The organism is Yersinia similis (genome assembly GCF_001053095.1).
GTDB lineage: Bacteria > Pseudomonadota > Gammaproteobacteria > Enterobacterales > Enterobacteriaceae > Yersinia > Yersinia similis.
On record NZ_CGBP01000024.1, the window covers coordinates 1 to 15,417 of the forward strand.

Consider the following 15,417-nt stretch of genomic DNA (forward strand, 5'->3'; position numbering starts at 1 on the left):
AAGTTACTACTGACGTGGCTGAAGCGGGAACAGAGGCACCAGTAGAAGACCCACGTAAAGCCGCAGTAGCCGCTGCTATCGCCAGAGTCAAAGCCAAGAAAGCAGCTCAGGTGATAAATCCTGACTAAAATGTCTTAACTTAGGAAAACGTTCGGCCACAATTAACTATTATGATGGCTGAATAACCATGATGACTAAATAATGCTGATCGGACGTTAATTCACTGCCATCAGATAACGATAGACTACGGAAATATCACGTAGTTTCGATTCTGCATGACAATGATCTATCTCAATGACTTCCATCTCAACCCCGCGGCCAACTTCATCACGTAATTTTGGTAACACGTTGTTAAACAAGTAAGTTGCAAATTTAATACACTCTTTAGCGCTCCCCTGATGGGAGATAGACAAAAACTCACCGCCAGGGATCTCAATGTGATCGATCTCTCGGCTCCCTTGAATTTCATGCTTTCTCTCTTTGTCTATTGCCGTTGAGTAATAAACGCTCTTCTGCCCCTGTTGACCATCAATATCCTTAACAGAAAACAAAGAGTAGATCCGCTGACAGGCGAAGTTGACCTCTTTAAAGAAATCAAGCAGGATCTCATCTTTCATCGCCATACAGGAAGAGTGCTGCACAGCACAATTATTACACTCTTCGAAATCCAGACGCCGGGTAAAACCCACCAACTCCTTTCCAGCCAACGTTACCTGCTTGATTTCCGGCGTATAATTTTCGTAGAACCCGAAGCGAGGGATCATTCCCTGAACATTCCAATGGTCCATCTGGCGGAAGCTGTTTGGTGTCACGCCAAACCGTTTTTTAAAGGTACGTGTGAAGGTCTGCTGCGAGTCAAATCCCAACTCATCAGAGATAGTAATGATAGGCTTTCTTGAGATACGCAACGCAACCGCAGCTCGGGTCAACACTCGCCCACGGATGTAGGATGCCAGTTGTAGCCCGACGATACTCTTAAACTTCCGTTGTAAATGCCATTTTGAATATCCGGAGATCTTTGCCACATCATCCAATGTTGGCCTTTTTTCTAAATTTATTTCAATCCATTCAATTAATTCTTCTATAAACAATATGTCTTCATTCATCATTTTATTATTCTTTATATATATATTTACAATTTATACTACATTAATTTTTCATTATTCCAATACTTTTCTTTTCCTCATGCACCATGTAATTTAATTATCTATTTTACAGTTAGTTATGAAGAAATTTCCAGCAAATAGTCATATAGGAATACCATTATCAAACACGGTTACAATATATTCACCTCATCAGTTTTATTATTTAATATAGCATTTTACCTATTTTCTTGTAATCAAGACGATATGAATTGCAAGTGATATTTTATGTAAGTAATCATTATTATTCTCTTTCGTTTAATTAATAACCTCTACATACTTATGGTTAATAACCCTATAATTAAGACGTATTACACTCGGTCTGAATAGGGTAGAATGCAACAAAATATCACCCCCTAACGGCTACGTGTATTGACGCCAGCAAGGATTGACTTGCTCGCGCGATCCCTACGTTTGAAAGCTCTGATAAGTATTCTGACATATGGTTGCAATTTCATGAAATTCAGGCCTGTAACACCGACCCATAACAAAGGGTTGCAGATTGCCAGTTCCCCTTTTACCCATAATCAACGCAGTACTCGTCATATTATGCTGTTGGTTATTCTGGCCTGTATTCCGGGGATTATCGCCCAGACTTACTTCTTCGGTTATGGCAGCCTGATTCAAGTCATGCTTGCCATGATCACTGCACTGTTGGCCGAAGGTGCCGTATTGCAGTTACGTAAACAACCCGTCATGGCACGGCTACAAGATAACTCAGCCCTGCTGACTGCCTTATTGTTGGGGATAAGCCTACCCCCGTTGGCCCCTTGGTGGATGATCGTGCTGGGTACGCTATTTGCCATTGTCATTGCCAAACAACTCTATGGTGGCCTGGGGCAGAACCCGTTTAACCCTGCAATGGTCGGTTATGTGGTGCTACTTATTTCATTTCCAGTACAAATGACCAGTTGGCTGCCACCGTTACCGTTGCAAGAAACATCGGTGGGATTTTATGACAGTCTCTTAACCATTTTCACCGGTTATACCCACAGTGGTGCGAATATTCATCAGCTCCAAGTTGGCTATGACGGCATCAGCCAAGCGACGCCACTGGATACGTTTAAGACCTCGCTACGTTCACAGTCAGCAGATCAAATTCTGCAACAGCCCATATTTGGCGGTGTGCTGGCGGGTTTAGGCTGGCAATGGGTTAATATCGGCTTTCTGGTCGGCGGCTTATTGCTACTATGGCGTAAAGCCATTCACTGGCATATTCCCGTGAGCTTTCTGCTCGCCTTAGGCGGTTGTGCTGCAGTGAGCTGGATGATTGCTCCACAAGGCTTTGCCTCACCAATGCTACATTTGTTCTCCGGTGCCACCATGTTAGGTGCCTTCTTCATTGCTACCGATCCTGTCAGTGCTTCTACAACCCCCCATGGCCGCCTGATATTTGGTGCACTCATTGGTATTCTGGTGTGGTTAATCCGGGTGTATGGCGGCTATCCAGACGGCATCGCTTTTGCTGTGTTGCTCGCTAATATTACCGTTCCTCTGATTGACCACTATACCCAACCTCGGGTCTATGGCCATAAAAACGGGCGCAAATAAGGAGCCGTTATGCTAAAAACAATGAGGCGTCACGGCATCACTCTGGCGCTGTTTGCTGCGGGTGCCACAGGGTTAACTGCGGTTGTTAACTCACTGACTGAAAACACGATTGCTCACCAAGCGGCATTACAGCAAAAAGCCTTGCTGGATCAAGTCGTCCCGGCAGAAAATTATGATAATGACATGCAAGCAGAATGTTACGTTGTCACTGATTCAGCCTTGGGTAATATGGCCCCCCATCGCCTTTACCTTGCACGTAAAGGTAACCAACCGGTGGCTGCCGCGATCGAGGCCACAGCACCAGATGGCTATTCCGGTGCGATTCAACTGTTGGTCGGCGCAGATTTTCACGGTAATGTTCTTGGCAGCCGGGTGATTGAGCATCATGAAACCCCTGGTTTAGGGGATAAAATTGATATCCGTATCTCTGATTGGATCAACCATTTTAGTGGTCAACAAGTAACTGGAAATGACGATAAGCGTTGGGCGGTGAAAAAAGATGGCGGGTCGTTTGATCAGTTTACCGGTGCTACCATCACACCACGGGCTGTCGTGCGGGCAGTAAAAAATGCTGCTCTGTATTTGCAAACACTGCCACCACAGCTTAGTCGACTGCCCTCCTGTGGAGAAGATCAATGAGTGAAGCGAAAAACCTGTTAGCACAAGGGTTGTGGAAAAATAACTCCGCGCTGGTGCAACTGTTGGGGCTCTGTCCATTGTTGGCCGTCTCTTCCACGGCAACCAATGCGTTGGGGTTAGGGTTAGCGACCACGTTAGTCCTGGTGTGTACCAATACTGCAGTTTCCGCACTGCGCCGCTGGATGCCGTCTGAAATCCGTATTCCTATTTATGTCATGATTATCGCGTCGGTCGTCAGTACCGTGCAAATGCTGATCAACGCTTATGCCTTTGGTTTATATCAATCATTGGGGATATTCATCCCATTGATTGTGACCAACTGCATCGTGATTGGCCGGGCAGAGGCCTATGCGGCGAAGAATCCGGTGGGGCTATCCGCACTGGATGGCTTTGCTATGGGGATGGGTGCAACCTGTGCCTTATTTATTTTAGGGGCACTGCGCGAAATTTTGGGTAACGGTACCTTATTTGACGGCGCAGACATGCTACTAGGCAGTTGGGCAAAAGTACTGCGCATTGACATCTTGCATTTAGATACCCCTTTCCTGCTGGCGATGTTGCCACCAGGTGCATTTATCGGCCTGGGTTTGCTGCTGGCCGGTAAATATGTCATTGACGAGAAAATGAAAGCGCGCAAAGCCAATGTAAGGGTTAGCGTACTGCAACTTCAGGATGGAGCTGCCGAGAAAGCCTTATGAATAAAGAGAAACGTGTCGCTATTTTAGCCCGTCTGCGGGATAACAACCCACATCCAACGACTGAATTGGTTTACTCGACGCCCTTTGAACTGCTTATTTCTGTGCTGCTATCGGCTCAGGCAACAGATGTCAGTGTCAACAAAGCGACAGCCCGGTTGTACCCTGTGGCCAATACCCCCCAAGCCATATTGGATCTGGGTGTTGATGGCTTAAAGGAATATATCAAAACCATTGGCCTGTTTAATACCAAGGCTGAAAATGTCATCAAAACCTGCCGCATTTTACTGGAAAAGCACCAGGGAGAGGTGCCAGAGGATCGCTCAGCATTGGAAGCGCTACCCGGTGTAGGACGTAAGACCGCCAATGTGGTGTTAAATACGGCATTTGGCTGGCCCACGATTGCCGTTGATACTCATATATTTCGGGTATGTAACCGCACCGGGTTTGCTCCTGGTAGCAATGTTGATCAGGTTGAGGATAAATTGCTCAAAGTGGTTCCGGCCGAATTTAAACTAGATTGCCACCACTGGTTGATTCTTCATGGCCGCTACACCTGTATTGCCCGAAAACCCCGTTGCGGTTCATGCATTATTGAAGATTTATGTGAGTTTAAAGAGAAAGTCTACCCAGAGCATTAGCGCCCCGCTTACCCAGTTCACTCACGTCTGATTGATGAGATCCGTCTGGCGGCCAGCATAAATAACAAACTATCTGGCTCAAATTCTACCTGACTCAAATTTGGGGGCGACGATTATGCTGCCCCCAAAGTTGAATCCATTCGGCTAAATAAAGTGCTTCTTAGCCGCTAAATCAGGCAAATTCTCAATAATAAAATCCTGAATAATACTGTCAAAATCCAGATCGCTACTGAAACCTAACGCTTTCCCATAGCTGGCTTCAAAATCGCCTGGCCAGGAATTAACAATTCGCTCAATCAAAGGATCTCGCTGTACCTGGATACGTTCAACTACCTCATCACCCGCGAGACGGCGCAAAGCATCAATCATCTGCTGTACACTAACGGATAACCCCGGCAAGTTTATCACCCGCCCTGAGCGGAGTTGGTTAGTATCCAGTTCATGGCCATGAATCAGGTTATCAATCGCCATTTTGGGTGAGAGTAACCATAACGGCGTTTGCACACTGACGGGGCAAATAGCCTCATGCCCTTGCAAGGGTTCCCGGATAATGCCACTGGCAAAACTGGAGGCAGCGCGGTTCGATTTACCGGGTCTCACCACTATAGTTGGCATACGCAGGCTGCGCCCATCAATAAACCCACGGCGGCTGTAATCAGCCAGCAATAAATCATTTAATGCTTTTTGCATACCATAGGAACTCTGTGGTGACCACACCTGATTATCAGGAACAACTTTCGGTAATACACCGCCGAATACCGCCACAGAACTGGTGATAATCACTTTAGGGCATTGGCCTGACTGACGAGCCAATTCCAATAGGCTACGAGTGGCATCAACGTTAATTCGCATACCTAAATCAAAATCGTCTTCGGCCTGGTTGGAAACAACCGCCGCTAAATGGAAAACAGTGTCGATCTGTCGATCCCATACCGCCGATAACCCATTCTGATCGGCAATGTCACCACAAACAACCTGGACTCGTGGGTCCTCCACTCCCATCAAGGGAAGCACATCATAGGCAATGATTTTATTGATATTGCGCGGCTCCCCCTGCTGGTCAGTCAGATAATCCTGTTGCAGTATGCCGTCAATCAATCGACGCCCCAGAAAACCGGCAGCCCCCGTTATCATAATGTTCATCACTAACTCCTTCTATCTATTGGCTAGTCGTTAATGATTAACTGCCTTGGCCGGGATCAAAAACACCAGCGCGGCACCAATAAATAACGTGGTAGAAATGATCAACATTCCTGTCGTGGTACTTTGGGTCAAGTCTTTCAGGTATCCCATCATATAAGGCGCAACAAATCCGCCCAGATTGCCCCAAGAGTTAATAAAGGCGATACCTGCAGCTGCCGCACTCCCGCCAAGGAAAGCGGTGGGCAAGCTCCAGAACAGCGGTATCGTACTCAGCGCCCCCATTGCACCAATGGTTAAACACACCATTGCAACAACGATATTGTCACTAAAATAGGTTGAGAGAATAATACCCACTGCACCTAATACTGCAGTTAATGCCAGATGCCAGCGTCGTTCCCGCAAACGGTCAGCACTGCGAGAGACGACGATCATCGTTAGCGCCGCCGCCGCAGAAGGAATAGCGGTTAATAAACCGATGCTTAAAATATCCTTTACACCGCTGTCCCTAATCAAGGTGGGTAGCCAGAAGCCGATGGTATAAAACCCGCTGATCAGACAGAAATAAATAAGGGTTAATAACCAGACTCGCGGTTGTAAAAACGCATCTATCAGGCGGCTATGCGCATGATGCTCAGCTTCGTTATCTATATTGGTCTGTAAGATGCTTTTCTCTTTATCGGTCAGCCAGGTGGCATGTGTGATTCGATCTCTCAGTTTATAAATGATTAAAATACCGACCAATACTGAAGGAATACCTTCCAGAATAAACATCCATTGCCAGCCAGCATAACCTTGGAAACCATTAAAATACTGCATGATCCAGCCAGACAGTGGCGCCCCTATGATGCCGGATAGCGGTACCGATATAACGAATAACCCATACACGCGGCCACGGCGGTGAGATGGAAACCAATATGAAATATAAAGAATGATCCCTGGGAAAAACCCTGCTTCAGCAACCCCGAGTAAGAATCGCATCACATAAAATGACATCGGCGTCGTCACAAATGCCATACAGGCAGAGATAATCCCCCAAGTGATCATGATCCGCGCAATCCATAACCGTGCACCAACTCGATGCAGTATCAGGTTGCTGGGGATTTCCAGGAAAAAGTAGCCGATAAAAAACATACCGGCCCCCAATCCATAAACCGTATCCGAGAACTGTAAATCATCAGCCATTTGGAGCTTGGCAAAACCAACATTAACCCGATCTAAGTAGTTGAGAACGTAACACAACATCAGTAGCGGTAAGAGATGCCATACCGTTTTACGGTAGGCATTATTTTCTTCTTGTAACTGCGAGGGTTGCGACAACGATTCAGTGGATGATTCAGACATAATAAAACCTCATTGTTAACTATTTTTGTAGGGAACAAATTGTAGGGAACAAGGTTTAGCGACACTGCCTGATACTGCGAAGGCTGGCATTAAGCAAAACGAATACGTTAAGTAAAACCCAATAATGTTAATTTTAGTTATTTAATGTTTTGTAAAGTTAAAAGTAAGGGATCGTTCGGCAACTAAATGCGATTAAACTCACATTTATTAACAAACGATAATGTGACCTAACTCAGCGGGCTGATTTCAATCTATTTTTTTAGGCTAGTTATAAAGAGTGCTAAGTAAGAGAATGACGGCAGTAGACGTGAGATGATGTGAGTAAAATAACGGGGGGTCTGGACAGGCGCAAGCAAACAAGAACGATGAAATGCCGGCAGCCTCCGTAACTTGGCAAAATTAAACGGATTTGCGGCATGATTCCGCTTAGCAGCCTAATGGCTTCGACAAACGTCAATGTCGTATCTGACAGCATTATTCACCACTTACCGTCTATCTGCCGATATCATCACCGCTATAGGTAAAAAACATTCCCATAACCTTGATAAGGAATTGCCATTCCGGATCATATCCACTTGCCCGACGGGGCTGATTCGCGTAAAACTGTCAGCCGGATTAAACCCTCTCACTACACCATTCACTGGACGATATGTTTCAAGATAACCCGCTGCTGGCGCAGCTAAAACAGCAACTTCACACTCAGACCCCACGCGTTGAAGGCGTCGTTAAAGGTACTGAGAAAGGCTTTGGCTTTCTTGAGGTAGATGGGCAGAAAAGTTACTTTATTCCGCCTCCGCAGATGAAGAAGGTCATGCACGGCGATCGCATTATTGCCACCCTGCATACGGATAAGGATCGTGAAATTGCTGAACCTGAAACATTGGTTGAGCCATTTTTATCCCGCTTTGTTGGCCGGGTGCAACGAAAAGATGATCGTCTGTCTATCGTGCCCGATCACCCTTTATTGCGTGATGCTATTCAATGCCGCCCAGTACGTGAACTGACGCATAGCTTCCAAAACGGTGATTGGGCTGTGGCTGAGATGTGTCGGCATCCATTAAGAGGTGATCGCGCCTTTCAGGCTGACCTGACCGCGTTTATTACCAATGGTGAAGACCACTTCGTTCCTTGGTGGGTAACGCTGGCCCGCCATAACCTCGAACGCGAAGCCCCTGCGATGGTCGAATCGGCCTTAAATGACGCAGAGCTTGAGCGTGAAGACTTAACCGCGCTCAATTTTGTCACTATCGACAGTGCCAGCACCGAAGATATGGATGATGCGCTGTTTGTCCAAGACAATGGCGATGGTTCATGGTTATTGACCATTGCCATTGCTGACCCAACAGCTTACGTCGTCGAAAACAGTGAATTGGATTTAACCGCACGTAAGCGCGCTTTTACCAATTATCTGCCGGGCTTTAATATCCCGATGCTTCCGCGTGATTTGTCCGACAACCTCTGTTCACTGCGCCCAAATGAACGCCGCCCAGTGTTGGTTTGCCGTGTGACGATCACAGCAGAGGGCGCGTTAAGTAACGATATTCGCTTCTCTGCCGCTTGGGTTGAATCAAAAGCCAAACTGGTTTACGACGATGTCTCTGACTGGTTGGAAGGGAACAATCGCTGGCAGCCACAAGATACCGCTATTGCAGAGCAGATTACGTTGCTGAAACGTATCTGTGACGCCCGTAGCAACTGGCGTCAACAACATGCGCTGGTATTTAAAGACCGCCCAGATTACCGCTTCCTGTTGGGTGAAAAAGGCGAAGTACTGGATATCATTGTTGAGCATCGCCGTATCGCCAACCGCATTGTAGAAGAGTGTATGATTGCGGCAAACGTCTGTGCGGCACTGGCGTTACGGGATCACCTCGGTTTTGGTATTTATAACGTGCATACCGGTTTTGACCCAGCATTAGTCGAACAAGCGGCTAGCGTACTGGAAGCCAATGGTGTTGAGGCCGATCCTCAAGCCCTACTGACGTTACCCGGTTTCTGTGAGTTACGCCGTCACCTTGATGCTCTGCCAACACAGTTCCTCGACAGCCGTATTCGCCGCTTCCAGACGTTTGCTGAAATTAGCACTGTCCCCGGTCCGCATTTTGGCCTGGGGCTTGAAGCCTATGCCACCTGGACATCTCCAATCCGTAAATACGGCGATATGGTCAATCATCGCCTACTGAAAGCGATTATTACTGGTCAACAAGCAGAAAAACCGCAAGAAGAGATCACGGTCCAATTGGCTGAACGTCGCCGCCTGAATCGCATGGCTGAACGTGATGTCGGTGATTGGTTGTATGCCCGTTATCTGCAACCACAAGCAGGGACAGACACTCGCTTCACGGCAGAGATTATTGATATCACCCGCGGTGGCTTGCGTGTACGTTTACTGGATAACGGTGCAGTGGCCTTCATTCCTGCGCCGTTTATTCACGCGGTGCGTGATGAAGTGGTATGCAGCCAGGAAACCGGTACGGTGCAGATCAAAGGCGAAACAGTTTATAGCCAAAGTGACAAAATCGAGGTGCGCATTGCGGAAGTTCGCATGGAAACCCGTAATGTCATTGCTCGTCCAGTAGTCTAGTTTTCTTATGTTTTAAAATGATAGCCGTCGGAGGAATAAATGCTCCGGCGGCTTTTTTAATTTTATGTTTGCCGCCCTTCTTGCTTAAAGTCACTGCTGTGTTAGCGGTGTTCATACCCTACTCATTGACCGAACTTATCCATCAATACTCGTCATTTGTATCCCTCATCACAACATGTAAGCAAATGATACGAAAAGTGACTTAAAAACAATTTACTCATCACACTTCTCACTTTCGCTACTTTTCTTTCACATCAAAGCTCCTATGTTAAGTAACCGTTACGCGCTCTCTTACCTCTAAACGGCGTTGATAACAGTAAACCTCATACATTGCGAAGGAGTCGTTACCCATGAAGAACATCAGGACCGTTGTCATATGGCTGACAGTGGCGCTAATTGGTGCATTTGCCTTTGCCATGTTGGCCCTCAGCCGGGGTGAGCATGTCAATGCCATATGGTTAGTGATTGCATCCGTGGCTTGTTACAGCATCGCTTATCGCTTCTACAGCCTGTTTATTGCCAAGAATGTCTTTGAACTGGATGACCGTCGTCTGACGCCAGCAGAACGACGCAATGACGGTCTGGATTATGTTCCTACCAACAAATGGGTGTTGTTTGGTCACCACTTTGCTGCCATAGCGGGTGCTGGGCCACTGGTCGGGCCAATCCTGGCCGCACAGATGGGTTTTCTTCCGGGGACTATCTGGATCCTGGTCGGTGTAATGATGGCCGGTGCCGTACAGGACTTCTTAATCCTGTTTATCTCCACTCGCCGCGATGGCCGCTCACTCGGTGAAATGGCAAAACAAGAGTTGGGGGCATTTGCTGGCGTGATAACCATGCTGGGTGCATTGGGCGTGATGATTATCATTTTGTCCGCACTCGCATTGGTGGTGGTAAAAGCATTAGCAGATAGCCCGTGGGGCCTGTTTACCATTGCTGCAACGATCCCAATTGCCCTCTTTATGGGCGTTTATATGCGGTTTATCCGTCCTGGTAAAATTGCTGAAGTGTCATTAATCGGTTTCGTACTGATGATGTCTGCAATCATTTACGGTGGGAATATTTCGGTACACCCTTACTGGGGGCCTTTCTTTACGTTACATGGCACCACGCTGACCTGGATATTGGTTATCTATGGTTTTATCGCCTCAGTATTGCCGGTGTGGTTGCTGCTAGCACCACGAGATTACTTATCAACCTTCCTGAAAATTGGGGTCATCATCGGTTTAGCGGTTGGTATCGTATTCGCCATGCCTGAAATGAAGATGCCTGCTGTCTCACGCTTTATTGATGGCAGTGGTCCGGTATTCTCCGGCAGCCTGTTCCCGTTCCTGTTTATTACTATCGCTTGTGGTGCTATCTCCGGCTTCCATGCTCTGGTATCCAGTGGCACCACACCGAAACTGATTGAACGCGAAAGCCATACCCGCTTTATCGGCTACGGCGCAATGTTGATGGAGTCATTCGTTGCCATCATGGCGCTAATCTGTGCCTCGGTTATCGATCCAGGTGTTTATTTCGCCATGAACTCACCCGCAGCTCTGATTGGGACCACCGTAGAAAGTGCCTCATTGGCCATTAGTAGCTGGGGGTTTGTGGTGACCCCTGAAACGCTGGCGATGGTCGCCAAAGATGTCGGTGAAAACTCGATTCTGTCACGGGCTGGTGGTGCACCGACCTTCGCCGTAGGTATGGCGCATATCATCAGTGAAATATTCAACAGCCGTAATATGATGGCTTTCTGGTATCACTTTGCCATATTGTTTGAAGCCATGTTTATTCTGACCGCGGTCGATGCTGGTACCCGCGCCTGCCGCTTTATGGTTCAGGATCTGGTCGGGGTCGTCGTACCTCGTCTGGCCAATAACCGTTCATGGTTTGGTAACCTTTCCGGAACAACAGTCGCAGTAGCCGGTTGGGGCTTCTTCGTTTACCAAGGTGTTATTGATCCACTGGGGGGAATAAACACCTTGTGGCCGCTGTTCGGCATTGGTAACCAAATGCTGGCATCAATGGCACTGATTTTAGGTACCGTCGTACTGTTTAAGATGAAGAAACAACGCTACGCATGGGTTACCATCCTGCCAACAATTTGGTTATTTATCACCTCAATGACCGCAGGTTGGCAGAAAATATTCCATGAAAAACCAAGTATTGGATTTCTCGCTCAGGCCAAAAAATTCTCTAATGGTATTGAACAAGGGGTGTTAATCTCACCCGCGAAGAGCTTTAAAGACATGGAAACTATCGTGTTTAGCAATCAGATCAACGCCGCGCTATGTGTATTCTTTATGCTGGTGGCGGTGACGATGTTAGTTTCGGCCTTCTTTGTGATTCGTCGCGCACTGAAATCCAGCAAACCAACAACCCATGAAACTGAAATTGTATTCCGTGAGGAGGTTGCACGTGGTTAACACCGGTATTCCGTACCGCTCCCGGCCAATAACCGGGGGGAAGATTACTCGCTGCGTTCCGCTTATTCAGGTTGAGGTAGCCCCAACCACTCTATGGGCATGGGTGCGGCTGATTGCACATCGACTGACGCAAAGCTTCCGGCTAATGGTTGGGGTGCAGGATTACAGTAATTATGTCAATCATATGCGCTGTAAGCATCCTGACACCCCCCCCATGACTGAACGGGAGTTCCATCGTTATTGCCTGGATGCCCGCTTCCCCAGCGAAGGGGGTAAACTGGGAAAATGCCCTTGTTAGCACAACAGTAGATGCAAATAAGTGACAACGTAACGCCCTGTAATGGTTTTATAGGGCGTTATTCTTTTACAGTTCATTGTTACTGCCTATCGGTTACTTCTTATCTTTTATCACATCAAGCTAACTCAAAATTGTCGTCCCAAATGCCCCCTGCCAATCTTGTTCGAATTGTTCTACCGCTGCTTTTACCGCAGGCGTACTGATAAATTGCTCTGCCACATCAACCGGGATAGTGACCGACTGGCAACCGGCTAGCAAACAATCCAGTACTTGTCGAGGGGTACGGAAACTGGCCGCCAGCACTTTTGCATCAGGGGAATGTAACGTGAGTAGTTGCTGTAATTCACGTACCATAGCAATCCCATCGGCCCCTTGTGCATCCAGTCGGTTAACATACGGCGCAACGTATTCCGCTCCCGCCAACACAGATAATAGCCCTTGCCCAGCTCCGTACACCGCAGTACCCAAGGTAGGGATCGACATCGTCTTCAATTTTTTGATCGCCGCCAACCCTTCTGCCGTGACAGGGATTTTAATGACCAATCCTGGGATCTGCTCTGACAGCAGTACCGCCTCAGAGACCATGCGTTCGCTATCACTGGCCAATACTTGGGCAAATAACTTTCCCGTTCCTCCCAGTGCATCACGTAACGCAGGTAAAACCTCCCATATGGATTTGCCCGCTTTTGCCAAAATACTTGGGTTAGTGGTTACCCCCTGTAAAGGCAGCACCCGCGCTAATCGTTTTACCGCCGCAACATCTGCCGTGTCGAGATAAAGTTCCATAAAAGCCTCTGGGTCAGGATAGTTAAGTGAACGTATTGATTGATAAAGAACATATTTATGAAAAGCCATACGCCGCAATCATAGACGAATAAAGAATCGATAACGTTATTCTTATCAAAATATTCTTATTCGAAAATAACATAGGCTTCAAACGAAAGTTTTTTTATTTTCTACTCGGATCAAATCATCAGAGCAGCAAAAGAGATTTTGTACTCACCGTCACTTTTATCTTATAAATACAGTCTGTTATCTTCTTTGTTTAGCGTATTATGAGTAAAAATTGACTCAATGATTAACCCATCCCCCATGCGCAAGCTATCATCGGAGCAATAAATATGGCAGATATCACGTTCACTCGTGAACAGACTCAACAAATGGTCCATAAAATTCAGCGCTATCTGGAACAAGAGCACAATATAGAATTAGAGGATTTTGATACGGAATTTTTCGTAGAATTTATTAGCCGTGAGTTAGGTGCACATTACTATAACCAAGGTATTAATGACGCGATTGCACAGATTGAAGCCAAGATGCTTGATGTTACCGATTCGCTGCTATGGCTGGAAAAACCCGTGCAAGAGTGAACACGGGCTTATTATTTACGTTTTGCTATTTATTGGCCGTAATACGCATCCTTACCATGTTTACGCAAGTAATGCTTATCCAGCAGTTGCGGTTGCATATCGCCCAACTGCGGGTTCAATTGACGCGAAAAAATGCCCATATACGCCAACTCTTCCAAGACTACCGCATTGTGTACTGCATTATCCGCACTGCTCCCCCAGGCAAATGGCCCATGAGAGTTCACCAATACCGCAGGTACTGCATCTGGATTGATGCCCCTTTCTTGGAAAGTATTGACGATAACATTACCGGTTTCCCATTCATAACGACCAGCAATCTCCTCATGTGTCATCAAACGGGTACAAGGGATGGAGCCATAGAAGTAATCAGCATGGGTTGTTCCCCAAGCAGGCAAGTCTAGCCCCGCCTGCGCCCAAATAGTCGCATGACGAGAGTGGGTATGCACTATGCCCCCAATTTGGGGAAAATTAAGATACAGCACGCGGTGAGTATCCGTGTCTGACGACGGTTTTTTACTGCCCTCAACGACGTTGCCGCTCTCCAGCTCCACAACCACCATATCCTCCAGTGTCATGGACTCATATTCCACACCTGAAGGTTTAATCACCAGCAAACCATTCTGGCGATCGACAGCACTGACATTACCCCAAGTGAATGTCACCAGATTATGGCGCGGTAAAGCAAGATTAGCGGCAAGGACTTGCTGCTTCAGTTCGTTGAGCATCGTCGTATCCTGAATAACTGAATTTGTCCCATTTTCAGTGCCGCAGGAAATAACCGGTATGGGGTAAATAGCTAAAAACTGCGTACAGATCGGCTGGAAAGCCTACACTGAGAGATTTGGATATTAATCGGTGTTTTTTATTTAGCCTGGCAATGAGCCAATCGTGCTATTAACACCCTGAAAATGGCAGTGTTTTACTTTTTAGCGCCAAATTAGGATTATTCACATACTAAATAATTTGCAGGTATTTATACTGATTTTTATCCGTGAAAAACCGTTCCCAGTATTAATCTAAAATATAAATGATGATTTTTTACTCAAACCATTAACAAAATGAGCGACGCAGCCGCTAACGTTGAAATAATGCCTATACTTAGGGTTATAATTTCAACGTGGCACTGATATATCAGGACATATAGCATGATTTTCTCTCGCTATCGCCTGTACTATCCGTTCTGAGCTAACGTCAGGAGAACTATTATTATGATTATCAATAAACGATTTGCTACCGCCGCATTGATGTTAACGCTAGCCTTGTCACTCTCCGCTTGTTCCAATATGTCTAAGCGGGATCGGAATACGGCAATTGGTGCTGGCGCAGGCGCGGTAGGTGGTGCGGTATTGACAGGCAGTACATTGGGTACATTGGGTGGTGCGGCAATCGGTGGGGTTATCGGTCATCAGGTCGGTAAATAACGCCCCCCTCTTTGTACTTGAGGTTGCGGAGTGGCAGTTGACGTTGCGAGTAGCACGCATTCGTTTATTGCCTTACTGCAACGTTAATTAACCCTTTCGACTTTATATTGCCACTGCATTAGAGGCTCTAAATAAAATACGGCGTTTGAAAATATCAACGCCGTATTTAATATCC

General features: G+C 46.8%; 14 protein-coding genes. 9 read left to right on the forward strand and 5 right to left on the reverse strand.

Translation table 11 applies throughout. The annotated features are described in order from the left end of the window. Positions 1–215: 215 nt before the first annotated feature. Positions 216–1,109, reverse strand: coding sequence for a helix-turn-helix domain-containing protein (locus AC971_RS15895; protein WP_025383903.1), 894 nt, complete (start codon positions 1,107–1,109; stop codon positions 216–218). Positions 1,110–1,598: 489 nt separating this feature from the next. On the opposite strand from AC971_RS15895, the gene rsxD reads away from it, so the two are divergent. Genes rsxD through nth form a run of 4 tightly spaced genes read left to right on the forward strand, consistent with a single transcriptional unit; the run spans position 1,599 to position 4,668 of the window. Beyond that, positions 1,599–2,693: an electron transport complex subunit RsxD gene (rsxD, locus tag AC971_RS15900; protein ID WP_025383902.1), complete on the forward strand. Its 1,095-nt coding sequence runs from the start codon at positions 1,599–1,601 to the stop codon at positions 2,691–2,693. Positions 2,694–2,702: 9 nt separating this feature from the next. After that, positions 2,703–3,332, forward strand: coding sequence for an electron transport complex subunit RsxG (rsxG, locus tag AC971_RS15905; protein WP_025383901.1), 630 nt, complete (start codon positions 2,703–2,705; stop codon positions 3,330–3,332). After that, entirely contained in the window at positions 3,329–4,030 is a 702-nt protein-coding gene (locus AC971_RS15910; protein WP_025383900.1) for an electron transport complex subunit E, read from the forward strand. The genes rsxG and AC971_RS15910 overlap by 4 nt, the downstream gene beginning before the upstream one ends. Continuing rightward, positions 4,027–4,668, forward strand: a complete 642-nt coding sequence (gene nth, locus AC971_RS15915; protein WP_025383899.1) for an endonuclease III — start codon at positions 4,027–4,029, stop codon at positions 4,666–4,668. Before AC971_RS15910 ends, nth begins: the two co-directional genes overlap by 4 nt. A 144-nt stretch (positions 4,669–4,812) precedes the next feature. Here nth and denD read toward each other — a convergent pair whose 3' ends face one another. Then, positions 4,813–5,811 carry a D-erythronate dehydrogenase gene (denD, locus tag AC971_RS15920; RefSeq protein WP_025383898.1) on the reverse strand — a complete coding sequence of 333 codons (999 nt, stop codon included), beginning with the start codon at positions 5,809–5,811 and terminating at the stop codon, positions 4,813–4,815. Positions 5,812–5,841: 30 nt separating this feature from the next. Next, positions 5,842–7,152, reverse strand: a complete 1,311-nt coding sequence (locus AC971_RS15925) for an MFS transporter (protein WP_025383897.1) — start codon at positions 7,150–7,152, stop codon at positions 5,842–5,844. Between the two features lie 649 nt (positions 7,153–7,801). Between AC971_RS15925 and AC971_RS15930 the strand changes: the two genes are divergently transcribed. From AC971_RS15930 to AC971_RS15940, 3 genes are all read left to right on the forward strand, one after another. Then, on the forward strand, positions 7,802–9,736 hold the full coding sequence (locus tag AC971_RS15930) for an exoribonuclease II (RefSeq protein ID WP_025383896.1): 1,935 nt from the start codon (positions 7,802–7,804) through the stop codon (positions 9,734–9,736). 350 nt (positions 9,737–10,086) lie between these two features. Then, positions 10,087–12,153 carry a carbon starvation CstA family protein gene (locus AC971_RS15935; RefSeq protein WP_025383895.1) on the forward strand — a complete coding sequence of 689 codons (2,067 nt, stop codon included), beginning with the start codon at positions 10,087–10,089 and terminating at the stop codon, positions 12,151–12,153. Then, the gene (locus AC971_RS15940; RefSeq protein WP_025383894.1) at positions 12,146–12,451 is read left to right on the forward strand and encodes a YbdD/YjiX family protein; all 306 of its coding nucleotides are present in this window, start codon (positions 12,146–12,148) and stop codon (positions 12,449–12,451) included. The genes AC971_RS15935 and AC971_RS15940 overlap by 8 nt, the downstream gene beginning before the upstream one ends. A gap of 120 nt (positions 12,452–12,571) precedes the next feature. On the opposite strand, the gene fsa is transcribed toward AC971_RS15940, so the two are convergent. Next, on the reverse strand, positions 12,572–13,237 hold the full coding sequence (gene fsa, locus AC971_RS15945) for a fructose-6-phosphate aldolase (protein ID WP_038402255.1): 666 nt from the start codon (positions 13,235–13,237) through the stop codon (positions 12,572–12,574). A 335-nt stretch (positions 13,238–13,572) separates the two neighbouring features. Here fsa and AC971_RS15950 point away from each other — a divergent pair, with 335 nt between their 5' ends. Continuing rightward, positions 13,573–13,821 (forward strand): DUF2164 domain-containing protein, encoded by a 249-nt coding sequence (locus AC971_RS15950; RefSeq protein ID WP_025383893.1) that lies wholly within the window; start codon positions 13,573–13,575, stop codon positions 13,819–13,821. Between the two features lie 29 nt (positions 13,822–13,850). On the opposite strand, the gene araD is transcribed toward AC971_RS15950, so the two are convergent. Then, positions 13,851–14,546: an L-ribulose-5-phosphate 4-epimerase gene (gene araD, locus AC971_RS15955; RefSeq protein ID WP_025383892.1), complete on the reverse strand. Its 696-nt coding sequence runs from the start codon at positions 14,544–14,546 to the stop codon at positions 13,851–13,853. Between the two features lie 480 nt (positions 14,547–15,026). Here araD and osmB point away from each other — a divergent pair, with 480 nt between their 5' ends. After that, positions 15,027–15,242, forward strand: coding sequence for an osmotically-inducible lipoprotein OsmB (gene osmB, locus AC971_RS15960; protein ID WP_025383891.1), 216 nt, complete (start codon positions 15,027–15,029; stop codon positions 15,240–15,242). Positions 15,243–15,417 lie beyond the last annotated feature (175 nt).